We start from the raw sequence: 22,711 nt of genomic DNA, 5'->3' as shown, positions 1-22,711 counted from the left end.
GATGACCTTTATGCCGGCGTCTCTGTGACGGTTGGTGGCTGCAGAGCAGCAGCAAAACGCTGGCACAGTGGGTAGGGAAAAATATCTTCCAGTCGTCCCGCCTTAATATCAGCTTGCCTGGCCTGCCAGTAGTTGGCATCCAGCAACTCCGGGTGGCTGTCGATTAACATCTGCCGCAAGGCTGGCTGCGGTGTGACAAAAGTGGCAATTTGCTCCGGAAACACATCACCCGGGCTGATGCTATACCAGGGTTCTGCACTGAGCATGTCTTCCCAGTTATCACATTTGGGAATAGCGCGGAAATTCACATCCAGCAAATACTGCACTTCGTCGTAATCGTAAAATACCACCCGGCCATGACGGGTCACGCCAAAGTTTTTCAGTAACATATCACCAGGGAAAATATTGGCTGCGATCATATCTTTGATCGCCTGACCATAATCCTGCATCACGCGGCGTTGTTCGGTTGCATCCACTTGTTCCAGATAAATATTCAGCGGCGTCATCCGACGCTCAATGTACAAATGCGAAATAACCAGTAAGCCATCTTCGATTCGAATGGAGCCCGCGATGCTGTTGGTTAATTCAGCCAGCAGTTCCGGGCTGAATTTTTGCAGTGGCAGCGCCACATCAGAGTATTCCATGGTATCGGCCATCCGGCCCACCCGGTCGTGTTTTTTCACCAGCAAATAGCGCTGTTTTACGGTGTCACGGCCAAAGGCTTTGGTATCGGCAAAACGATCACGGATCACTTTAAACACGTAGGGGAAAGATGGCAGGGTGAACACCATCATCACCATGCCGCGAATGCCGGGGGCTGCCACAAATTGATCGGTATTGCGCTGTAAATGTTGCAGCAACTCGCGATAAAACTCAGTTTTGCCCTGTTTATGCAAACCTACCGATGCGTAGAGTTCGGCTAGGGTTTTATGTGGCATTAACTCCTTGAGAAAATGCACCAGTGCCGAAGGGACCGGCAAATCGACCATAAAGTAGGCGCGGGAAAAGCCAAAAATAATGCTCATCTGCTGAGCATCAGTCAGTAAGGTATCAAGATAAAGCCTTGTGCCGTCGGGCTGTTGTTGTTGCAGGATTGGAATAATAAAAGGTTGTTGGCCATCCGGGCTGACCACCCGGCCGATAAGGTAAGCTGCTTTATTACGATAAAACAATGACTTGAGCATATCAAACCGGATCTGATAGACCGGATAACGCCCATGAGCCGATTGCTGCCGGAAGCGTTGGACGATAAGCCTTATATCCCGTTCCAGATCAGCAAAAGGTAAACTCAGGGCGTAGCTGGCGATAATTTTGCGGATACAACTACGCAGACCATCCTGTGCCGGGAAGTAGCTGTCGTATACGGAAGCGACCGGTGCCGGTAACCGTTGTTTGCTGAGCGTCGATTCAATAAAAATATTCTGATTGTGGAAATATTTACGTTCAAACAGACGGCAAAACACTGAATTATAAAAAGTTTCTGCTAGCTCAGCCTGCGGATGAAACAGCAAAAACTGCAGATAATGTTGTTTCACCTGTTGCCACAAAGGTTGATCCAACTGTTGCGCCGGTAGTTCTTGTAACAAGCGGTCGATACTTTCCTGCACCCGCAGATCATAAAATGAAATCCGATCAGAACTGTCTTTGGCAAATCCCTGCCAGTCTGATTGGCTAAATCTGTGTCTGGCTTGTGCCGTGATTTGTAAAAACAAACTGAAATGCCGTCGAAAGCCTTTCAGGATCACTTCAGCGATATGTTGGGCCTGGGACATACGGATACCTGCGGCTGAGTTTTTGCTCTAATCCTATTGATAACGGATATGAGGCAAAAATGCAATCGGCATGACACTGCCCGCCGCGTTGTTAAGCGAGCTACCGTCAAGGGCGGTTATCTGCGTCAACGCATAGACCTGTCGCCGTGACCGCGTTATAGTCGGATTGCCAGCCACGGGCTGTCAGGCATTTTGGCCGCGGCGGTTTGGTACTCATGATTTAAAACAGGAGCAACTGCAATGCTGGTGACTTTCCATAGTAAAAATTATTATCCAATCACCATGTTTGGCGATGTGGCCTTACAGCTGTTGCAAGGCATGGGATTAAACCCGAAAGTGCCGGGGGCTATCTATGCCGACGATGTCCCGCAGGCGTTGTGGCAATTACAACAATGGCTGGAATTGCAACAAGCGGCTGCGCCTGAGCCTGAGACTGTGACTGGGCTTGATACTGCGGCACCACCTATTGGTATCAAACTCAGGGCTGTGCCGCTATTGGAGATGTTGCAAGAGGCAGCCAAGGCACAGCATGGCATCAGTTGGGATTAGGCTGGTGCCGTGGCGAGCGCTTATTTGGCGTGTTCTTGTTGCATTTCTGCCGTCAGCCAACTGGCAAAATCCTGCATCGCAGCAGTCAGCACTCTGGACTGCAGCCGGGTCAGCCAATAACCGCCGAGGGTGATCTCATGTCGGAACGGCTGCAGCAAACGCTGTTGTTGTAACAGATGGCCAAACATCCGTGGTGGCGCAATGGCGATGCCAGCACCAGCCTGCGCCGCTTCGATCATGGTCACAGAGGAATCAAACACCATCACCGGATGGGCCGGAGACAACACGGGGCCGCCAGCACTTTGCAGCCAGGCCGTCCATTCATCGCGCCGATAAGAGCGTAACAAGGTAAATTGCAGCAAATCTGACAGTTGCGTCAGTTGCTGGGCGATATCCGGCGCGCATAAGGCCGATAACGGGCTGTCCGCCAGATAACTGGCTTCAGTGCCGTGCCAGGCGCCATCGCCAAAGCGGATGGCATAATCCAGTCCTTCAGCCGCCAAATCCACTCTGTTGTTGTTGGTGGAAATTTGCAGTTCAATATGCGGATATTTCTGATAAAAAGCGGGTAAGCGGCGCAGCAAAAAACCGATGGCAAAAGTGCCGACCACACCAATTTTCAGTTTCTCTTTGAGCTGACGGTTGGCAAAAAAATCCAGCACAGTGGCAATCCGATCAAAAGACTCATGCAGCACCGGCAGCAAATTTTCGCCTTCCGGCGTCAGAATTAAGCCACGGGGTACCCGGACAAATAATTGGCATTGCAGATGATCCTCCAGCATTTTGACTTGCTGGCTGATGGCCGAATGGGTGACATGCAACTCAATCGCCGCATTGGTAAAACTTAAATGTCGGGCGGCGGCTTCAAAAGCGCGCAGTGATTTTAGCGGCAAATAGCTGCGGGTCATAACGACATGCTGCGGGTTGTGGATAACAGCAGGTCAATCTAATGTTTTCCGGCAGGATGTCAATGCCGGTTGTGGCTGAGGCGGGCGATTATTTTTTGATGCACACCACTAAGGCATTGCCGGAGTGGTGATCCCAAGGCACAATTTTTTCATAGTCATGCTCCAGCATCTGCACTTCAAAATAGGGTTGCAACAGTTGTTGCAGCTCGGTAAAACTGACCGCAACCATGGCATGACTGTCCTGCCATTGCTCTGACTTGGTTGCCGTGGTTTTACTGATTTTCAGTTGTAATGCCTGCTGCTCACCTTGTCCCGGATAAAACCAGCCGGATTCAAACACAAACTGACTGTGCTGGTGTTGCAGGCTATGCCTGACCCGATTCTGGTTGTCGATTTTATCTTTATCCACCGCATTAAAACAAAACAGTCCAGCGGGTGTTAAAGCTGCATATACGCTGGCAAGACAAGCCTGCAACTGTTGGATGCTACCACTGTAATGCAAGGAGTATAAAAAACAGGTGATCAGATCAACCGGCTCAGCTAACTGAAAATCGCACATATTTTGTAGCATGAAGCTTGCTTCAGGGCAACGCTGACTGGCGAGGTCCAGCATAGGCTGGTGCAAGTCAAGGCCACGGCACTGATAACCGGCATCAAGAAAATATCGCAGATGGGGGCCAGTACCGCAGGCCAGATCCAGATGCTGCTTGCCACCATTGCCAAAAAACTGTTGCAACCTGGCGACGCCCTGACTTTGTTGCTGATAATTAATATCGGCACACATCAGATCATAATAACCGGACAAGTCAGTGTATAACGCCGTGCTGGATGACATCAGTTCAGATCCGGTATGCAAGAAGGGCGCGCATAATAGCTCAGATTGCTGCGTTTGCGAAGGAGAGCCGTATTGCTTCACAATGAATGACGATATATTGGGTAATATTGTTGCTAATTTGTCGCTGGCTATCATGGCTGAAGCAGCTACACTATTCGGAACTAGGACTTCAGCACAGGGATATTTTGCATGGAACATAAAATCCAATGCCGCTGCACTAAGCTACAAGGCAAACTTACCCGGCCGGTACAGTTGACCAGAACAGTGTGTTATTGCCAGGATTGTCAGGTGTTTGCTCATTTTCTGCAACAACCAGCCGCCATCCTTAATGCACAAGGTGGCACTGATATTATTCAGACGTTGCCTTGTTATATCCATTTTACTCAGGGCAGCGAGCATCTGGCTTGTGTCAGGTTAAGTCCGACCGGCTTAATGCGCTGGTACGCCAGTTGTTGTCATACTGCCATTGGTAACACCTTGCCGGATCACAAAAAATCCTTCGTTGGACTCGTCCACTGTTGTTTGCCGCAACAAAGTCCGGCCACGTTGGACAGCAGTTTCGGCCCGGTCCGGGCTGTGGTCAATACGGCAGGGGCGAGTGGTCAAACGCCGGTGCTGGCTTATGGCTTGTTTGGCGTATTGTGGGTCATCATCCGGATGATGTTGATGGCCAGACTTAGTGGTGGTTATAAAAATACCCCCTTTTTTCATGCCCAAACCGGTTTGCCGGTGGTGCAGCCACGCGTCCTGACCAAAGCAGAGCGACAGGCGCTGCAGGCAGCAGTGCAGCCTCCATTGCAAGGTCAGTAGCTGTGTGCGTCGGTTTTGCTGAGTTGTTGTTGTAATGCCGGGATCAGGGCTTGATGTTTATGATGTAAAAAATGGAATAATTCGGCTTCGGCCAGTACGGCGGGCAGTTGCTGCAAGCTGGGATTAAGCCTTTGCAGACTCTCCAGCGAACTGTTGTCTTCTAACAGCAAATCAACTTTTTGTTGCAGCAACATCTGGGCTGCTTGTTGTACTGTGTTGACTGCGACTCTGTTGCCAGCGACAGGGTATTGTTCAGCCAACTGAAAACCGCGGACATAAGCTATTGTTAATTTAACGTTGTGTTGCCAGTGCTGCCAATCCTTTGCTGGATCAGCCAGTACATAAGCATGTAATTGAATGGTTGCCAACGGATAAGGCACAGCTTTCAGCTGCGGAAATTGGGCTGCGACCGCAGCGACTCGAAATAATTCGCCGTCAAATTCGCCCTGATTTGCCATCAGTAATGAACGCCCCGATGGCAGACGTTGCACTATCAATTGATAACCCAATGCCAGATAAGCCGCCTGCAATCGCTGCTCGATTTGTTGCGATAATTTGGTATGACTTAAACTTGAAGCAATATGAATAGGGGTCAGCGGCTGTTTTGGTTGTGCTGATAATGTTGCACTGAGTAGGAGCAATACGGAGCATAGGCTCAGGCGTCTTCGCTGGGACAACGGGCCGGACCTTTGAAGAAAATTTCAGAATAATAGCCTAACACAATGTGTTGATCATGCTGCAGCTGTGTGGCTGATTTTTCGCAAAATTTTGTAGATGAAACCCGTTTGCCGGTGCTGAATTAGTGCGCTGACTGAGGCTGGTTGGGTTAAGATTGGCTGACATCAAGTGGCCAGTCGGCAGGTCACCAAGGGCAGGCTGGCTGCCCTTGGAACACCTCAGTTTAGAGCTGGTAATCTACCACCGGATAACCCAAAGCCTGTAACTCTGGTTTAAGTTTTTTCGCATCACCAACCACCACAATCGACATGCTGGCAGGATCCAGATGTTTAGCCGCCAGCGCATTCAGTTCAGCTTTACTGATGCTGCTGACAATGGCGTTACGGGTGTTGACAAAATCAGGTTGCAGATTATGTTCTAACATCCGTCCCATAAAACCCAGTTTGGCCTGGGGGGTTTCATACTTCAACGCATCAGACTGATTAATGGCCAGACGCATAAAGTTTAATTCATCATCCGCAATGCCCTGACTATGGAATAGACTGATTTCCTTCATAAACTCTTTGATAGATGCCGCAGTCGCATCAGCACGGACTGCTGCAGAAGCTGTGTACAGACCGGTAAATTTATCGCCGTCAAAACCAGCGCGGGCGCCATAGGTATAACCTTTATCTTCGCGCAGATTCAGGTTAATTCTACTGTTGAAATTGCCACCCAAGGCGTAATTCATCAGGCCGGCGCGAAAGTATTCGCCGCTGATATCTTCCGTCAGGCTGCGTTTACCGATGCGGATCTCTGATTGCGGCGCATCAGGTTTATCCACCAGGTAAATAGTGCCCGCTTTGGCTTGTGGTGCCGGTAACTGCATGGTCAGCGTCGGGGCCTTGCCTTGCCACTGTTGTAATTTACCCTGCAGTTGGGCGGTTAATTCCGCGGCTGCTAAATCCGATACCACAATCAACTGGCTGCCTTGTGGTTTCAATTGTTGTTGATAATATGCCTGTAACTGAGCCACCGATAACTGACTGACCGATGCTAAAGTACCGGCTGGATTATAACCGCTGATATGCTCGCCAAACATCAGTTTACTGTAGGCCTGTTGCGCCAGATAACCGGCATTTTTTTCGGCGTTTTGTAAGCCTTGCAGTGTTTGTTGTTGCAGACGCTGGAAGTCGCTGTCAGCAAAAGCCGGATTGAGCAGTTTTTCCTCCAGCAGCGCCAGTGTCGCCGGTAAATTTTTTGTCAAGGAAGCGACATATACTTCCAGATACTGTTCACCACCACTGAAATAAATCTGGCTGCCCAGTTTTTCCAGCGCCATGCTCATCGCTTCTGTTGAATAATTCTTGGTGCTTTCATTGAGCATTGCCGCCAGTAAGTTCGTGATGCCCGCCTGTGCCGGGCTTTCATAATAAAGACCGGCCGGAATTTTCAGCAGCAGCGAGGTGGTCGGAGTTTCGGTCGATTGTGCACCCAGCACCGCAACACCATTTGGCATGGTTGCACGCCAGGTCGCCGGTAATTCAACCGCCGGATTCGCGCTCGGCTGTGGTTTCTGGCTACGGTCAAATTGATCAATGGCACGGCGTGGTGTTAAATCTTCGGCTTTGGTGGTAGAAGGTCCGCCAAAATTGTGTTTTACCGGGCTGAAGTTATCTGCCCGGGCAATCAGTTGCTGTTTGCCCTTAGGCACCACGCTCATCAGCACCGCATGCTTGCCTTTGAGGTAGGTCTGATAAACCCGATTGACATCTGCTTTGGTTACCGCGTTGTAACGGGCAATATCAGCAGCAATCAAATCAGGCTGACCAAAAAAAGTTTCGTTATAAGCTAACTGACTGACTTTGCCCTGCACACTTTGCAGACCAAAAATACTGTCTGCTTCAATTTTGGCTTTGACTTTGAGCAGATCATCATCGGTGACTCCGCGTTGTTCAAACTCCAGCAAACTGGCGCGGATCACTTGTTCAATATCGGCCAGATTTTTGCCGGATGCCGGGTGAGGCAGTGCCAGTAAAGAGAAATTACAGGCCAGTTCAGCGCAGCTGTGGCTGACTTGGGCTTGTACAGCCAACTGGTTTTTCACCAGATTTTTGTACAATAAAGAGTTGTTACCCCCACCGAGGATTTCGGCCAGAATATCCAACGCTGCTTCATCCTGATGTCTGGCATAGACGGATGGGTAGGTCATATACAGCAACGGCAAATGGACGTTATCTTCCATTGAAATGTAGCGATCTTCGCTTAATGTCAATAATTGCTTAGGTGCAGCTTCGACCGCAGGGCCAACTGGAATAGTGCCAAAGTATTTTTGCACTAAGGGTAGGATCTGTTCGGCTTTGACATCACCGCCAATGGTCAGAGTTGCATTGTTCGGGCCATACCAGCGCAGGAAAAAGGCTTTTACATCATTGACGTTGGCGCGGTTTAAATCATCCATCCAACCGATCACCGGCCAGGAATAAGGATGCATATCCGGATAGAGTGCCTGTGAGACACGTTCATATAATCGGCCATACGGCTGGTTATCCACCCGTTGACCCCGTTCGTTTTTTACGGTTTCACGCTGAACTTCAAATTTTTTCTCTGTGACGGCATCCAGCAGGAAACCCATCCGATCTGCCTCCAGCCACAGCACTTTTTCCAACTGATTGACCGGGACAGTCTGAAAATAATTGGTCCGATCTGAGTTGGTGGTACCGTTTAAGTTACCACCAGCTTCGGTGATGATTTTAAAATGTTCTTCATCGGCAACATGTTCTGAGCCCTGAAACATCATATGTTCAAAAAAGTGGGCAAAACCTGATTTACCAGCCTCTTCTCGGGCTGATCCCACGTGATAGGTAACATCGACGTGCACCAGCGGATCTGAACTATCTTCATGCACCAGTACAGTTAAGCCATTGGCTAACTGATACTTTTTATAAGGAATGGCGACTGCTGCCTTGGTTTTGCTCTGGTCACTAATCAATTGCACGCCGGCTGGTAAGCCAGTATCAGTTCCTGTGGCTGGTTGTTGCTGGCAAGCCGCTAAGCTGGTTGCCATCGCAACAGCGACGGCAAGATGATGAAGTTTAGTCATGTTGGATCCGCTTATTTGGAATAAAAGCAGCATTTAACCACGCCAGCCAAGACCATCGCAGTAGCCAAATGTAACAAAATGCAACATTTTAGATGAATTCGATTGATTTTAAAGAAGTTTTATTTGCTGGTGCTAAGGGAAGTGGTTAGCAAGTGAGTCACAGCTGTTTGGCTGAAAAACAGCGCCAGCCAGGAGCCGGCGCTGCCTGCGACATCTTAATAGTTATATGACAATGTTACGCCACTGAATGCGGTATAACCTTGAATACTAAAATGCCAACTGCCCGCTTGTGGATTATTAATCACACATTGCTCGTTGTTGCCATTGAGATATGGCCGGCAAGTGTATTGACTGGTGGTCGGTTGCGCGCCCTGGCGCACATATAAATCGGCATCGCCGCTGCCGCCAGTGATTTTAAAGGTGATACTGCTCACGCCGGCCGGAATGGTGACGGTGCGGTGTAACCATTGGCCAGCACTGCCAGCCTGATTCGGAAAGCTGGCGCTACTGCCTGGTGGGGTAGTGCCGCCGCCACAGCCATTGGCCGTTAACGAATCATGCGCTGCTTTGGCCTGGACAATACCAAAACCAAACGAAGTATCCCGACCTGCAGTACCACGGTCCTGTGCTGTGCTGTTCAGCGCATTGCGGATTTGTGCTGCCGTACATTGCGGATGGTTACTCCAGACCAGCGCTGCTACAGCAGCGACATGAGGCGATGCCATTGAGGTACCGCTGATGCTGTTATAACCACCATTGTTCCAGGTAGAATTCACGCCAACACCAGGACCTGCCAGCTCTACCTGGGCATTGCGCTGCGAGAAGCTAGCCAGATTGCGGCTGGAATCCACCGCCGCGACTGACACCACGGCATTATAAGAGGCCGGATAGGATAAACTGGTGTTACCGCCGTTGCCGGCCGCAGCAATCAGTAACATGCCGCCATTATAAAAATTGGTCATGGCGGTATTTTCTGTTTGGTTGGAACTACTGCCACCCAGACTCATATTCACCACTTTAGCGCCGGCATCTTTACAAGACTGGATCCCCTGGATCAAGTTTGAAGCATTGGTCCAGTTACCTGAGTTATTAAAAATTTTCACGATATGAACACCGGCTTGCCCTGATGGCAATACCCCGACCACACCATCATTGTTGCCAAGGGCGACCATGGTGCCGGCGACGTGCGTGCCATGACCGTTGCCGTCACTATTCCAGGTGCCATGACCAGAGAAGGCATAGCCTGTGACGCCGCTACTTGGCAGGTCGGTGTGACTGAGCGTATAACCGGTATCAATGACACAAACCTTGGTGTTGCCGGCATTGGCGTCACTGACCAGATTGGCTTGTACCATAGTGATCCCATAAGGCGTGGTCTGCGCCAGTGTGCCTGGCACATCCAGCAAATAGCGTTTGTGGTCTTCTTCGATATATTCCACTGCCGGATCTGCCGTCAGTGCCTGTACCTGACGCGGCGTCAGTTCAGCCACACTGGCATTCACTGAATTTAAATGCATCAGCGGCTCGGCATTGTGTTTACGCATCACAGACTCGGCCTGCTGCAACGAAAACACCCCAACAGCATTGCTGCTTTGTTGGCTGTCATCTGCCAGTTGCAGCTGCTGATTCTTGTATTTGATAATATAACGCACTGTGCTGTCGTCACTGAGATCTACAAAAACTGGATTGCTTGAAGTGGTGGCATCTGCGACGGCCACAGCAGTGGCGCTGAGGGTAAAAACTGCGGTTGCACCTAGTACAACGAGTTTATTTATAGTTTTCATAATATTCCTTAGATTTTTTTTATATTCCATCTGGGTTGATTGCATCCTGCCGGGGCAAAATTAGTCGTTATCGTGTCAGTCACATGATATCGAGTTGATAAATTAATTATAATTTTTTGCATAATTATGTTTCAATTTTGGATATTTAATTGTTTATATTAGGGTTTTCTGCGGTTGTTTCTGTGTTAGTTCCAAGTTGGTGACTCCTCACCGGGTGACTCCTCACCGCGATGCCAGTGTGCTGCTGGTCGCTATGTGCAAACTTTGCAACTCGTAACAGTGGCAGTGTGGGCTTGGCTGCAGCGCCTGCTCTTTGCTGTTCGTACAACGACGTGCTGACCGTCACAAAGCGGCGACAAAGCGGCGCCACTGGCTGAACCTTGCTTTGGATTAGCCCGGGTGTCCGCGGCAGCTTCATTCGCGGCTGGCGGACACTTTTTCTGTCCGCGGACAGTTTTTTAACCATAAAAATTGTTAAATTTCCTTTTAAAACAATTGATTAATTAATTTTCATTGTTGGCATCAAAGCTGCTATCCAATAGCGTTAGTTGAATGTTATGGGGCCAGATGGCATGAAAATTCAGGATACCAGTGCGCAGGACATCCGCCGCAATGTCAAACCACACCGCTTCAAAGGTAAATTTGTGTTGGCACTGGCTGGCATCAGTCTGATGCTCGCCACCGGTTCTCTGTTGCTGTGGCAAAGCGGGCCACAAGCGGCTTTGGTGATCCCGCGCCAGCAGGTACAGATTGCCACCGTCAGTCGGGGTGATTTTGTCCGGGATCTGGCGGTGCAGGGCAAAGTGGTTGCTGCCAGCGCACCCACGCTCTTCAGCCAGCAAGCTGGCCAAATTCGGTTATTAAAACAACCGGGTGAAGCCGTGACGCTGGGGGATTTGCTGGCCGTGATTGACAGCCCGGCTTTAGAAAACGAAGTGAAGCAACAGCAGGCATTATTGGCCAGCATGTCCTCTGAGGCAGAGCGTGCCACTTTGCAGGCGCGTGAACAGCAGTTGGATATGGAGCAGGTGCAACATAGCGCCCAAATCAATCTGCTGGCAGCGAAGCGGGAACTGGCCCGCGCTGAACAATCGTTAAAGCTGGGGGTGCTGCGCCAACTGGATTTAGATATCGCTAACGACAAGATGACGCAGGCACAGCTTGAATTTAGCCATGCCAAAAGCAAAGTTGCGCTGGCGCTGGATATGCTGAACTTTGAACAAAAAGCCGGTCAGCAAGCGTTAGCGCGTCAGCAATTGGTGGTCGACGAGCTCAATCGCAAATTAGCGGCTTTACAAATTAAAGCGCCAGTGACAGGGCAAGTCGGTAACTGGTTGGTGGAGCAACAAAACCATGTGCTGGAAGGGCAGGGCTTACTGACGGTGATTGATTTGAGTCAGTACGAGGCTGAACTGAGTGTGCCGGAAAATTATGCGGCTGAACTATCGTCAGGCCTGGTGGTAGAAGTCAGCCTGAATGGTCAGTTGTTGCAAGGGACGCTGAGCCACGTCGCGCCTGAGGTGAAAGAAGGGCAGGTCAGTGCCAGAGTGCGATTTAATTCGCAGGATGCCGCCAGTTTACGGCAAAACCAGCGTTTGTCCGGCCGGATTATTTTTGAAGAAAAAACCGATGTGCTCAGGGTTGCGCGCGGCGAATTTATCAGCTCAGGGGGCGGTCGTCAGACCTATAGGTTGCTTGATAGCATCGCCAGTAAAACGCCAATCGAGCTCGGTGCCTTATCAGTGCAGTGGGTCGAGATCCGTGCCGGGCTTAAAGAAGGTGATCAGGTGATCATTTCGAATTTGAGTGAATTTAAAGACCAGCCGCAAGTGCGGTTGAATTAGCAGTGCAGATGCGGCTGCGATCAATAGCAGAGCCTGCACAGAGCCATATGGCGCACTAGCCTGTTGATCGCTCTCAACTAAAAAGGATGAACAAGATGATCCAATTAAAAAATTTAAGCAAAATTTTCCGCACCGAATTAATTGAAACTCATGCCTTGCGCCAGATTGAGCTGCAAGTGAAAGAAGGTGAGTTTGTGGCTTTAACCGGGCCTTCCGGCTCGGGCAAATCGACCTTGCTCAATGTGTTAGGCACACTGGAAGCCTTTGATGAGGGGGATTATTTGCTGGACGGTCAGTCGGTGAAAGGTTTACCAGACAGTGCCTTATCAAAATTACGCAATGAAAAAATTGGTTTTATCTTTCAGGGCTTTAACCTGATCAAAGACTACAGCCTGCAAGATAATATTGAATTACCGCTGCGCTATCGCGGCTTCGCCGCCAGTGAACGTAGACGCCGTGCTGAGCAGGCGCTGGAATTGGTCGGACTGGCGGCCCGACGCGATTATCACCCCTCGCAGCTCTCTGGCGGTCAGCAGCAACGGGTGGCGATTGCCCGTGCTATTGCGGGTGAGCCGCGGATTTTGCTGGCAGATGAGCCGACCGGTAATCTGGACTCCCTGATGGCGCGCCAGGTGATGGAACTGCTGGAACAAATTAACCGCCAGGGCTGCACTATTTTGATGGTCACGCACGACCCGGATCAGGCGCGGCGCGCCAGTCGCCAGGTGCAAATTGTTGATGGTCAGCTCAGCGATGCGGCTTTGTATGATCCGCTTGCGATCAAAACGGCTTAAGGAGCACCTGATGGAACAGTTTTTATATTATCTGAAAGTCAGTGTCACCAGTATTAAACGGGCGCCTTTACCCTATGCGCTGACGATTTTGATTTTAAGCCTGGGCATCGGGGTGTTTTTTGCCAATGCGACTTTTTATTACCAGCTGAATTCAGATCCGTTGCCGCATAAAAGCGATAAATTGTTTTTTCCAATGACACTCCTGGTGCCGTGGGAATGTACCGACTGTAAACCGCCGCGGGTGCTGAGCTACAACAATATTGAAAAGCTGAGTCAAAGTGATATTCCAACTGCCAAAGCCGCCATGTATAGCTCGGATGGTTATATTCGGCTTGATAGCAAGCAGAGCCCAACGCCGGTCAGTATCCGCATTACGCAAAGAGACTTTTTCCGGATGTTTGAAGTGCCGATGTTACACGGCAATATTTGGCCGGATAATCAAGCCAGGCTCGAACTCATTTTGACCAAAGCCACGGCGGAAAAAATGTTTGGCCGCACTGATGTGGTGGGCGAAAAAATGTTGCTGGATGATCGTTTGTTTACTGTGATTGGCGTGTTAGACGATTGGCGAATGCTACCGCGACTGTACGATGCCAATAACGGCAATCATGTGAATGATGGTGATCAGCTCTATTTGCCGTTAGAAACTGGTTACGATTTGAATTATTTATCTAATTCACAATCGCAAACTTTTGATGATACCGATCATCGTCAGCTGGCCAGCCAAGGTCGAAGTGGTGCGCTGCATCAGTTGCAGTTTTGGGTGCAGTTGGATACTAAAGCGCAGCAGCAAGCGTATCGCCAGTTTATGGCTAACCTGGTCGCAGATGAGAAAAAAGCTGGCCGGCATCAAAGCACACCCAATAATCAGCTGGTGCCGATGCGGGAGATTGTGGCGTATTTTGGTGGCGAGTCTTCTGATATCAAAGCTTTTGCTTTAGTGACGCTGCTGTTTTTAGGCGTGTGTTTACTTAATGCCAGCCATCTTTCGTTGAATCGTTATTTGAGTAATCAATATGAATTCAGCTTACGGCGGGCCTTAGGCGCCAGCCGCAGCCAATTACAATTTCAGTTGTGGGTCGATGTGTTGCTGATGGCTTTGTTGTGTTGCCTCTGTGGTTTAATCATCGCCGCTGGTGGCATCGCCCTGCTGAATCATTTGTGGCCAAGTAATCAACTGTTTAGTCAATGGGATCTGAATTTGTTGCTGTTTTTAGCTGGGTTGACCTTTGGTGCCAGTTATTTGGTGACCTTGTATCCCTCGCTTCGCGCTTCATTTGGTGGCTTAAATCAGCAGCTTAAGGAATAAAACTGATGTCATTTCATTTGCTTATTAAATCATTACTCAGACGTAAAGTGGTGACCTTTTTGTTGTTGCTGCAACTCGCCATGACGTTGGCGCTTTTGCTCAACAGTATGTTATTGGCCGATCAAACCCGCCAACAATTAAATGCCCCAACCGGATTAGCGCTGACTGAAGTACTGCGCGTGCAATTAAAACCGACGTCACCAGAGCTCAGAGCCTACCCCTTATTGGGTGATTTACTGGAACGCCAAATGCAAGCGATCCGAGCCATCCCTGGTGTTGAAGCCGTGGCTTACGCCAATCAGGGGCCGGCGCAACAGGGCGGCAATAATGGCAATTTATTTGATCCTGCCGCAGAGGAACGAACCAATATTCCGACCATCCCTTTTTATATGGTGTCGCCGGATTTTTTTAAGGTGTTGGGTTTAACAGCGCAAGCAGGCAATTTGCCACAACAAGCGATGCCGGTGGATGGTCCAACCGCGCCTGCGCTGGTGTTAACACGCAGTTTGGCAGAAAAAATTTTTCCAGGACGTAGTGCTGCCGGTCTCGTCACCAATAGAGCCGTGGTTGCAGCGGTGGTGGATGATTTTTATGGTCAGCGCCGTGCCGATCATCCGATGTTTAATGCCATCCAAGTGGCACCGCTTTATAGCGTGGATTGGGGCTACGCCTTGCTGATCAAAACTGCTGTTGGCACGACTGAGCAAGTGCGGCAACAATTGCCGTCTTTATTGCAAAAAGTCGATACCAATATTGAAGTGTTTTATACCAGAACCCTAGCGGAAGAATATCATCGTCTTTATCGCAATGAATTTGGTTTGGCCACTTTATTGTCCATCTTAAGTGCCTTGATGCTGTTGGTGACAATGGTGTCCAGTTATAGCCATGCGCACTTTCATGCGTTAAAACAGCAGCAAGAAATTGGCATAAAAAGGGCGTTAGGAGCGAGTAAAAACAGTATTTTACTCGAGTTATTTTGTGAAAACTGGCTCACGACTTTGTTAGGGACAACCTTGGGATTAGTCGCCGCGTTTGGCTTAAATCAGCTGTTAGCGCAAGTGATTTCTATCCCGTCTTTGTCGTTTGGGTATCCACTGCTTGCTATCATAGTGTTACTGCTTTGTGTCACACTGGCAACATGGTATCCTGCCCGCATTGCGACCCAAGTGGCCCCGGCGACTGCAACCAAGACAATGTGAGTTATGGCAACGATTTTAATGATTGATGATAATCAGGCGATTACAGCGGCTTTACAGACGCTGTTTCGTCTGCAGCACTATGACGTGCTGATTGCGGCTGAACCGGCGCAAGTGTTTGAATTGTTGTCACAACATCAGGTCGATTTGCTGGTGCAGGATATGAATTTTGCCAAAGGTGAAATGGATGGTGCCGCCGGCAAAGCCTTATTTTACCAGCTCAGGCAATGTTACCCTGACATTCCGGTGATCCTGATGACGGCCTGGACTTCGCTCGATATGGTGGTGGAACTGGTCAAAGCCGGGGCGCTGGATTATATCGCCAAACCCTGGGATGACGAGCGGTTGCTGTTGACGGTGAAAAATGCACTGCAGTTAAAAGCCCTGCAGGATCAACAGCAACAGGCTGTGCGTAAAAGGCGCGAGCAGTTGCGGCAGTTTGAGGGCAAAGATTTATGCGGTCTGGTGTTTGCCAGCACAGCGATGGAGCAATTGTTGCAAATGGCGTTACAGCTGGCACCTTCGGATGCGGCAGTACTGATTACCGGCAGCAATGGCACTGGCAAAGAGGGCATAGCGCAGGTGCTGCATGCCAACTCCAGACGAAAACACAAAGCGCTGGTGAAGGTAAATATGGGCGCACTGCCAGCGGAGCTGATGGAGGCCGAATTATTTGGCGCTGAAGCGGGCGCTTACAGCGGCCTGCATAAAAGCCGGATTGGCCGTTTCGAACTGGCCGATGGCGGCACTATTTTCCTTGATGAAATTGGTAATTTGCCATTGGCAGGTCAAATGAAGTTACTCAGGGTGTTACAAACCGGTGAATTTGAACGGTTGGGATCCTCCCAAACCCGCAGAGTTGATGTGCGGGTGCTGAGTGCCACCAACAGTGATTTGGCCAAAGCCATCGCCAGTGGACAGTTCCGGCAGGACTTGTATTACCGGCTAAACGTCGTGGAATTGGCACTGACCGATTTGGCACAAAGACCCGATGATATTTTGCCGCTGGCCAGATCTTTTTTGCAGGGGCAAAAACCATTGAGCGCAGCCGCTGAACAGTTGTTATTGCAGTACCATTGGCCTGGTAATGTGCGGGAGTTACAAAATGTTTGCCAGCGCGCTGTCTTACTGGCGGCAGGCCCTGCTATTGAAGCGACCGATTTGGGGTTGCCGCACTCTGAGCTCACTGCTGGCAAGAGAGCCTTGGATGATGTGGAGCGGGTCGACATCGAACAGGCGCTGACTGCGGCTGGGGGCGTGATTGCCAGAGCCGCCAGAACACTGGGTATCAGTCGACAGGCGTTATATCGACGAATGGAGTTTTATGGTATTGCTCCACCTTAATGGCAAGTTAGCGCTGCAGTTAAAACTACAGTTGTTATTTGCGCTCTTGCTGCTGGCGATGGCACTGTTGTGCTGGCAATTTGCCTCTGTCAGATTGATGCTTGGACTGTGCGCGGTACTGCTGGTATTTGCATTGCTGGCACAGTTAATGTTACAGCAGTGGCAACGGGAAGTGGCGGCGCTGAATCTGTACGCAGAAAACCTGCAGGATCAAGCATTCAACAGCAGAGCTAATCGACAATGTATCACCGAACTGGCGCCATTGGCGGATAAACTTGATGCCATGTCGGCTGAGTTACGCCAGCAGCGTGCCAGTTTATATCAACGTGAATTATTACTTGATACTGTGCTGCAAAGCAGCCCGGCTGGTTTGGTACTGACTGATCAGCAGGACAGGGTGCTGCTGAGTAACCCGGCATCAAGGCAATTATGCGCCGCGGGCCAGCGTTTAGAAGGCATGCTGTTTGCCACAGTGCTGGAAAAACATCCGGCGCTGGCCACAGCTATCCGTCAGTTAGTGCCGCAGCAACCAGGTGCTTTGTTGCATCTGGGAGAACCGGCTTCGGTCTGGCACTTGTCCTGCAGTAGATTTTATCTCAATCAGCGCGAACATTGGTTGTATTTGCTCAAACCGATGACGGCCGAAATTCAACGGGAAGAACTCAATGCCTGGAAAAAATTATTAAGGGTGATTGGGCACGAACTGAATAATAGCCTGGCGCCGATGTCATCCTTAGCTTATTCCGGCCGGCAACTGGCGCAACAAGCCAGCCAGCCTGAGCTGGCACAATTATGTCAAACCTTATCGCTGCGTTGCACTGAACTGAATCAGTTTTTAGCTGGCTATCTGGAGTTTGCTAAATTACCGCCGCCAAAGCCGCAACAGGTGCAATGGCCGCGGTTGCTCAATCAGCTACAGGATCATTATGAATTTGAATTGGTGGGTCAACTACCAGTCTTTACTTGGTATCTGGATCAAACCCAACTCAGTCAGTTATTATTAAACTTACTGAAAAATGCCCATGAGGCTGGCGCAACCGCAACCGGCACCAGATTGCAGATCCATGAGACAGCGCAGCAGCTGACGCTGGAATTGCAGGATGATGGTTGTGGCTTCTCGGCTAATGTGCTGCAGCATGCGTTGGTGCCGTTTTTTACCACCAAGCCACAGGGCTCGGGAATTGGCCTGACCTTGTGCCATGACATAGTACAGGCCCACGGCGGGCAACTTGAGTTATTGCCACAACAGGTCGGGTTACTGGTCAGGATCCGGTTTGGGGTTAGTCAGGTAGTGCCTGAGTAAACGCGGACTCCAAGGTAAAGATGTTGAATTTAAATGGGATTATCAACCTGATCACAAGCCATGCCAGCAGTACCAGCATTCGTCCTGTCGTGCTGGCGCTGTTGTTGTGGTCTACAGCATCGGCTGCGGCCCAGTCTTGTGTGCTGCGCTTTGCGCTGGACACCCCTTTTCCGCCGCATATTATTCTGGATGAAGCAGAGCCACATGGCTTGAATGTCCGGATGTTGCAAGCTCTGGCCGCCGAAGTCGGCTGCAAACTGCGGCTGGTAAAATCGCCTTGGGCCAGAGCGCTGAAGTTGATGCAACAAGGCGAGATTGAGGTGATTAGTCAACTGTCGTACAATCCGGAACGCGGTAAAGATTTGTATTTTATCGGGCCCCATCATCAGGAACGGATGTGGTTAATCGCCGATCCGACCACACAACCGGCACTGCGGCAACTGGCTGATTTACAGTATTGGCCGGCTGGCTGGCTGCTGGCGATGCTCAATGGCGGTTATTTTGGCGAACAGTTTCGTCAGTTACAAAGTGACGTTCATTTTAAACGCCATTTGCTACCGATTTTATCCAATCAGGACAAACTGGCTTTGTTAAATTCTGGCCGGGTTCAGGCGGTGTTGGAAGAAGAACTTGCCTGGCGCTGGCGGGTACGGCAACAACCCAGTCCTTATCAACTGATGCTGCTGGTGCATGATAATCCGGTGTATTTTGGTTTCAGCCGCCGCAGTGTCAGCCCACAATTAGCGGCCAGTCTGGTGAGCGGCTGGCAGCGGCTTTATCAGCAAGGTCGGTTGCAGCAAATCCGGCAGCACTATTTACCGCAACAATTACCGGCACAGCGACTGGAACAGCCGCCAGCCAGCTTGGGCGCAAAGCACAACATGAACCAGGCTGTGGTTGCACTGCCAGAGCCCAGCCCTTATCTTTGAGGGCGAGGCAGTTTTTTGCGCTGCAGTGCAGAGTGCCGATTGAGATTGTCTGCTGGCGGAAAGACCCTATAATAGCGGCCGTACAGCCATCTATTTTCGGAGTTTATCATGCAGGTTGTGATGCAAAACCTGACCATCAGCACCCCAACCGGGCCCATGCTGTGTCAGTTCTACCGACCCAATGTCAGTGGTGTCACCTTTAGCGCCATTTTGTTTTATTCAGAAATTTTCCAGATCACAGCCCCTATTGCCAGAGCCGCAGCCATGTTAGCTGGCCAAGGCTTTCTGGTATTAGTGCCGGAAATCTTTCATGAACTCAATGCCGCCGGAACTGTGCTGGCTTACGATGATGCCGGCAAAGATAAAGGCAATCAGGACAAGTGGCAAAAACCTTTGTTGCAGCATGACAGTGATACCCAGGCGATGCTGGATTATTTGCAGACCCGCGCTGATTTTAATGGCAAAACCGGTAGTTATGGCGTCTGTATCGGTGGTCATCTGGCGTTTCGCGCCGCGCTGAATCCCGCCATTAGCGCCGCATGCTGTTTATATGCCACAGATTTACACTCGGACACCTTACCAGCCACCGGCTCGGTACAAACTTTGGCGGCGGCAGCACAAATCAAAGCAGAGCTTTGCCTGATTTGGGGCAAACAAGACCCGCATATTCCAACGGCCGGCCGGTTGCAGATATATCAGGCGCTGACTGAAGCTGGCTGCGATTTTAGCTGGCATGAAGTGAACGCTGCCCATGCTTTTATGCGGGATGAAGGCGAACGTTATGACCCTGAATTGGCGCTCTGGGTCTATCAGCAAGCGCGGCAATTATTTCAGCGTATGAGATAACATGCTGAAATTACACCGTCAGCGGCTATACTGTGCTTGGTCAGTGCAGGGATAGTCCCTGCTGTGGTCCGGTCGAGCGGTGGTTGTCATGAAAAGTTCAGTCAACCGTCGTAAACTGTGCCGCGCCACTCTGAAGTCGATGATTTGGTGAACACATGTCTTTGTTTGAACATATTCTGCTTATTATTTTATTAATCAGTGTCAGTGCTTTTTTTTCGATGTCGGAAATCGCACTGGCGGCGTCGCGTAAATTACGCTTGCGACAGTTAGTCAGTGAAGGGGATAGTCGTGCCAGTCAGGTACTGAGCCTGCAGGAACATCCCGGTAGCTTTTTTACCATTATCCAGATAGGCCTCAATGCAGTGGCTATTCTGGGCGGTATTTTGGGGGAAGCGGCTTTTACCCCGACTTTTGTTGAGTTTTTACAGCTGTTTTATCAAGGCCCGGCCTTACAGTCGATTGGCTTTGGTTTGTCGGTATTTTTTGTCACTGCGCTGTTTATTCTGTTTGCCGATCTGATGCCAAAACGTCTGGCGATGCTGGCGCCTGAACAAGTGGCCGTTGCAGTGGTGCGGCCAATTTTATTGTTGTTGGTGGTGCTCAAACCTTTGGTGCTGCTGTTTAACGGCATTGCCAATGGCGTGTTTAAAATCTTTAATGTGCCGGTGCAGCGCAAAGATCAAATCACGCCGGAAGATATCATTTCGATGATGGATGAAGGTGCTGAAGCCGGCGTGCTTCAACAACAAGAACATAAGCTGCTGGAAAATGTCTTTGATATGGACCAGCGCACAGTCACATCCGCCATGACGCCGCGTGAGAGTCTGATTTATTTTCTGATGAAAGAATCGGCTGACAGTATTAAAGCCAAAATTGCCGAGCATCCGCATGCCAAATTTATTGTCTGTGATGAAGCGCTGGATCGGGTGGTGGGTTATGTCGACACCCGCGATATTCTGATGCAGGTGCTGCACCAACAGTCGATTTCGTTATCCAAAGAAGGCATTTTACGCACACCGCTGATTATTCCGGATACCTTGTCCTTGTATGAGGCTTTGGCCCATTTTAAATCCAGTGGCGTCGATTTTGCCGTGATCCTGAACGAATACGCCTTAGTGGTTGGCATGATCACCCTCAAAGATGTGATGAGTATCGTGATGGGAGAGCTGGTTAATTCGGAAGAAGAACAAATCGTCAGACGGGATGACGACTCCTGGCTGGTGGAGGGCTTAACGCCACTGGACGATGTGATGCGGGTGCTGTCGATTGATCAATTTCCGGATGATGAAAACTATGAAACTATCGCGGGATTTATGATGTATATGCTGCGAAAAATCCCAAAGCGTACTGATTTTGTGCTGCATCAGGGTTACAAGTTTGAAGTGGTTGATATCGACAACTACAAAATCGACCAGTTGCTGGTGACCAAAGTGAAGGTCGGCGACTAGTGGCGTCAGCCTGGGGTTAGCACGCTGTCGGTAAAACAGCGGTGTCTCCCTCCCCCAGCGAGTCGCTTCAGCTTTTGCCGGTGTTTTTGTCTGGCTCTGCCGGCAATTGCGCTGGCTGGCCCTGAAACTTTTTCATCACTGTTAAAGCCTTGGCCCAAAATTCAATCGAACTTTGGTCTTTACGTTTAACCGCACTTTGCAAACCTGTTTTGGCTTTATCGGCAAAGTCGATCAGCGTATTGTCAGCTTTGCCTGGTTCGCTGTCACTGCTTTGGCCGTTAAATAACATAACCCGAAAAGCGGTTTGTTGATCTTTAGCAATTTTACCGCTGGCGACGGCTTGGTTAAACCACTGTGATAACTGACCGCGGGTCATCTGTTGAAAATCCAGTTTAGTCGGTTTTTTCGCGGGTTCAGCCGGTTGAGTGGGGGAGGTGGGCTGCGCCGGTTTGGTCTGACCGCCGTTCGGTGTTTTGTCGACCTGAGGCTGCTGACCATTGCCGATGGCATTTTTTTTCTGTTCCACCAGTTGATATTGGCGGTTCAGTTGTTGGGTTCTGAGCTGGCTGAGGGTCTGGAATAAACTGGTGTCTGCTTTCATCGCAATTTCCGTTTGAGCTGGGTTCGCATAGCTGCTTTATGAACGAAATTTGTAGCAAAAAGCGGGCCGGAATTTACGCTGTTGTTTGTCAAAAAGCTGACATTAGGCAAGTGACGGGCAGAAAGCTGTTGATAAGGCAGTGCGAAAGCTTAGCACTGCCAGACAAAATACGGGTCTCTGGCTGTAGCATCAGGCCTGCCCCGTTCACATCAGCTTGCGGGTTGGCTGATGGCCGGAACTATGGCCCGGAACTATGGCCCAGAACTATGGCTTAGTGCTGATGGCCACAATGATCATCACATTCATGATCATCATCGGCAAATTCGTCATCACCATCCTGCTGTTGCATCACGCCCCAACCATCGTTGTGACCGCCAAATTTCTTGGCAAATTTGTCCAGCTCTGCTTCTTTGGCACTAATGGCAGCATGCTCAGGCACCATCTGCAGGCTGACGATCAGTTCCCACTGTTCCAGATCATTAAAATTTAATTCAACTTCAACGGGTTGATCTAACGCCGTCATTGCCTGTAATGCCATTTCGGCTTTGGTTTTGTCCGGGAAAACCAGGTAAAAATCCAGTGCCAGACTCTGGTTTAAATCCAGACCAGCGTCTTGCATGGCTTGTAGCATATCGCCGTTGCCATCATCAGGGAATTGACTCATCAGGTGCTCCGTTAC

At 50.0% G+C, this 22,711-nt stretch carries 19 protein-coding genes; 11 read left to right on the top strand and 8 right to left on the bottom strand.

The window, feature by feature from the left end; translation table 11 throughout:
* Positions 1-8 precede the first annotated feature (8 nt).
* Positions 9-1,772 (bottom strand): bifunctional isocitrate dehydrogenase kinase/phosphatase, encoded by a 1,764-nt coding sequence (gene aceK / locus AC53GJ_RS14875; protein ID WP_496728819.1) that lies wholly within the window; start codon positions 1,770-1,772, stop codon positions 9-11.
* 240 nt (positions 1,773-2,012) lie between these two features.
* Here aceK and AC53GJ_RS14870 point away from each other — a divergent pair, with 240 nt between their 5' ends.
* Positions 2,013-2,321, top strand: coding sequence for a DUF1840 domain-containing protein (locus AC53GJ_RS14870; protein ID WP_496728817.1), 309 nt, complete (start codon positions 2,013-2,015; stop codon positions 2,319-2,321).
* Positions 2,322-2,341: 20 nt separating this feature from the next.
* Here the strand turns inward: AC53GJ_RS14870 and ampR are convergent, their stop codons facing one another.
* Both ampR and AC53GJ_RS14860 read right to left on the bottom strand, forming a co-directional pair.
* The gene (ampR, locus tag AC53GJ_RS14865) at positions 2,342-3,229 is read right to left on the bottom strand and encodes a LysR family transcriptional regulator AmpR (protein WP_496728816.1); all 888 of its coding nucleotides are present in this window, start codon (positions 3,227-3,229) and stop codon (positions 2,342-2,344) included.
* Positions 3,230-3,317: 88 nt separating this feature from the next.
* A complete protein-coding gene (locus AC53GJ_RS14860) occupies positions 3,318-4,064 on the bottom strand; it encodes a class I SAM-dependent DNA methyltransferase (RefSeq protein ID WP_496728814.1) in 747 nt (248 codons plus the stop codon).
* A 189-nt stretch (positions 4,065-4,253) separates the two neighbouring features.
* On the opposite strand from AC53GJ_RS14860, the gene AC53GJ_RS14855 reads away from it, so the two are divergent.
* Positions 4,254-4,874: a DUF6151 family protein gene (locus AC53GJ_RS14855; protein WP_496728812.1), complete on the top strand. Its 621-nt coding sequence runs from the start codon at positions 4,254-4,256 to the stop codon at positions 4,872-4,874.
* Here the strand turns inward: AC53GJ_RS14855 and AC53GJ_RS14850 are convergent.
* The 3 genes from AC53GJ_RS14850 to AC53GJ_RS14840 form a co-directional block, all read right to left on the bottom strand.
* On the bottom strand, positions 4,868-5,515 hold the full coding sequence (locus AC53GJ_RS14850; protein ID WP_496728810.1) for a transporter substrate-binding domain-containing protein: 648 nt from the start codon (positions 5,513-5,515) through the stop codon (positions 4,868-4,870). The genes AC53GJ_RS14855 and AC53GJ_RS14850 overlap by 7 nt on opposite strands.
* A 260-nt stretch (positions 5,516-5,775) precedes the next feature.
* Positions 5,776-8,634: a M16 family metallopeptidase gene (locus AC53GJ_RS14845; protein ID WP_496728808.1), complete on the bottom strand. Its 2,859-nt coding sequence runs from the start codon at positions 8,632-8,634 to the stop codon at positions 5,776-5,778.
* 215 nt (positions 8,635-8,849) lie between these two features.
* A complete protein-coding gene (locus tag AC53GJ_RS14840) occupies positions 8,850-10,418 on the bottom strand; it encodes a S8 family serine peptidase (RefSeq protein WP_496728807.1) in 1,569 nt (522 codons plus the stop codon).
* Positions 10,419-10,990: 572 nt separating this feature from the next.
* On the opposite strand from AC53GJ_RS14840, the gene AC53GJ_RS14835 reads away from it, so the two are divergent.
* The 9 genes from AC53GJ_RS14835 to paeA all read left to right on the top strand — a co-directional run bounded on the left by AC53GJ_RS14835 (position 10,991) and on the right by paeA (position 21,431).
* Complete coding sequence (locus AC53GJ_RS14835; RefSeq protein WP_496728805.1) at positions 10,991-12,262, top strand: efflux RND transporter periplasmic adaptor subunit; 1,272 nt, start codon at positions 10,991-10,993, stop codon at positions 12,260-12,262.
* A 95-nt stretch (positions 12,263-12,357) separates the two neighbouring features.
* Complete coding sequence (locus AC53GJ_RS14830) at positions 12,358-13,056, top strand: ABC transporter ATP-binding protein (RefSeq protein ID WP_496728803.1); 699 nt, start codon at positions 12,358-12,360, stop codon at positions 13,054-13,056.
* A 10-nt stretch (positions 13,057-13,066) separates the two neighbouring features.
* Positions 13,067-14,365, top strand: a complete 1,299-nt coding sequence (locus AC53GJ_RS14825; RefSeq protein WP_496728801.1) for an ABC transporter permease — start codon at positions 13,067-13,069, stop codon at positions 14,363-14,365.
* A gap of 5 nt (positions 14,366-14,370) precedes the next feature.
* A complete protein-coding gene (locus AC53GJ_RS14820; RefSeq protein ID WP_496728799.1) occupies positions 14,371-15,564 on the top strand; it encodes an ABC transporter permease in 1,194 nt (397 codons plus the stop codon).
* Between the two features lie 3 nt (positions 15,565-15,567).
* Positions 15,568-16,905: a sigma-54-dependent transcriptional regulator gene (locus tag AC53GJ_RS14815; protein WP_496728797.1), complete on the top strand. Its 1,338-nt coding sequence runs from the start codon at positions 15,568-15,570 to the stop codon at positions 16,903-16,905.
* Positions 16,823-18,208 (top strand): sensor histidine kinase, encoded by a 1,386-nt coding sequence (locus tag AC53GJ_RS14810; RefSeq protein ID WP_496728795.1) that lies wholly within the window; start codon positions 16,823-16,825, stop codon positions 18,206-18,208. Before AC53GJ_RS14815 ends, AC53GJ_RS14810 begins: the two co-directional genes overlap by 83 nt.
* A gap of 20 nt (positions 18,209-18,228) precedes the next feature.
* Positions 18,229-19,137, top strand: coding sequence for a substrate-binding periplasmic protein (locus tag AC53GJ_RS14805; protein WP_496728794.1), 909 nt, complete (start codon positions 18,229-18,231; stop codon positions 19,135-19,137).
* Between the two features lie 108 nt (positions 19,138-19,245).
* Positions 19,246-19,983 carry a dienelactone hydrolase family protein gene (locus AC53GJ_RS14800; RefSeq protein WP_496728792.1) on the top strand — a complete coding sequence of 246 codons (738 nt, stop codon included), beginning with the start codon at positions 19,246-19,248 and terminating at the stop codon, positions 19,981-19,983.
* 155 nt (positions 19,984-20,138) lie between these two features.
* Entirely contained in the window at positions 20,139-21,431 is a 1,293-nt protein-coding gene (gene paeA, locus AC53GJ_RS14795) for a polyamine export protein PaeA (RefSeq protein ID WP_496728790.1), read from the top strand.
* Between the two features lie 67 nt (positions 21,432-21,498).
* Here paeA and AC53GJ_RS14790 read toward each other — a convergent pair whose 3' ends face one another.
* Entirely contained in the window at positions 21,499-22,032 is a 534-nt protein-coding gene (locus tag AC53GJ_RS14790) for a hypothetical protein (protein ID WP_496728788.1), read from the bottom strand.
* A gap of 271 nt (positions 22,033-22,303) precedes the next feature.
* Positions 22,304-22,696 carry a ribonuclease E inhibitor RraB gene (locus AC53GJ_RS14785; protein ID WP_496728786.1) on the bottom strand — a complete coding sequence of 131 codons (393 nt, stop codon included), beginning with the start codon at positions 22,694-22,696 and terminating at the stop codon, positions 22,304-22,306.
* Between the last annotated feature and the right edge of the window lie 15 nt (positions 22,697-22,711).

This window comes from Rheinheimera sp. B2H12 (assembly GCF_059620065.1).
Note: the sequence above shows the minus strand (reverse complement) of the source record. Positions and strands in the feature narration are given on the sequence as shown.

Coding starts and splice junctions, on each gene's coding strand:
- aceK (WP_496728819.1), bottom strand. CDS start 1,772: ATGTCCCAGGCCCAACATATCGCTGAAGTGATCCTGAAAGGCTTTCGA.
- AC53GJ_RS14870 (WP_496728817.1), top strand. CDS start 2,013: ATGCTGGTGACTTTCCATAGTAAAAATTATTATCCAATCACCATGTTT.
- ampR (WP_496728816.1), bottom strand. CDS start 3,229: ATGACCCGCAGCTATTTGCCGCTAAAATCACTGCGCGCTTTTGAAGCC.
- AC53GJ_RS14860 (WP_496728814.1), bottom strand. CDS start 4,064: ATGTCATCCAGCACGGCGTTATACACTGACTTGTCCGGTTATTATGAT.
- AC53GJ_RS14855 (WP_496728812.1), top strand. CDS start 4,254: ATGGAACATAAAATCCAATGCCGCTGCACTAAGCTACAAGGCAAACTT.
- AC53GJ_RS14845 (WP_496728808.1), bottom strand. CDS start 8,634: ATGACTAAACTTCATCATCTTGCCGTCGCTGTTGCGATGGCAACCAGC.
- AC53GJ_RS14840 (WP_496728807.1), bottom strand. CDS start 10,418: ATGAAAACTATAAATAAACTCGTTGTACTAGGTGCAACCGCAGTTTTT.
- AC53GJ_RS14835 (WP_496728805.1), top strand. CDS start 10,991: ATGAAAATTCAGGATACCAGTGCGCAGGACATCCGCCGCAATGTCAAA.
- AC53GJ_RS14830 (WP_496728803.1), top strand. CDS start 12,358: ATGATCCAATTAAAAAATTTAAGCAAAATTTTCCGCACCGAATTAATT.
- AC53GJ_RS14825 (WP_496728801.1), top strand. CDS start 13,067: ATGGAACAGTTTTTATATTATCTGAAAGTCAGTGTCACCAGTATTAAA.
- AC53GJ_RS14820 (WP_496728799.1), top strand. CDS start 14,371: ATGTCATTTCATTTGCTTATTAAATCATTACTCAGACGTAAAGTGGTG.
- AC53GJ_RS14815 (WP_496728797.1), top strand. CDS start 15,568: ATGGCAACGATTTTAATGATTGATGATAATCAGGCGATTACAGCGGCT.
- AC53GJ_RS14805 (WP_496728794.1), top strand. CDS start 18,229: ATGTTGAATTTAAATGGGATTATCAACCTGATCACAAGCCATGCCAGC.
- AC53GJ_RS14800 (WP_496728792.1), top strand. CDS start 19,246: ATGCAGGTTGTGATGCAAAACCTGACCATCAGCACCCCAACCGGGCCC.
- paeA (WP_496728790.1), top strand. CDS start 20,139: ATGTCTTTGTTTGAACATATTCTGCTTATTATTTTATTAATCAGTGTC.
- AC53GJ_RS14790 (WP_496728788.1), bottom strand. CDS start 22,032: ATGAAAGCAGACACCAGTTTATTCCAGACCCTCAGCCAGCTCAGAACC.
- AC53GJ_RS14785 (WP_496728786.1), bottom strand. CDS start 22,696: ATGAGTCAATTCCCTGATGATGGCAACGGCGATATGCTACAAGCCATG.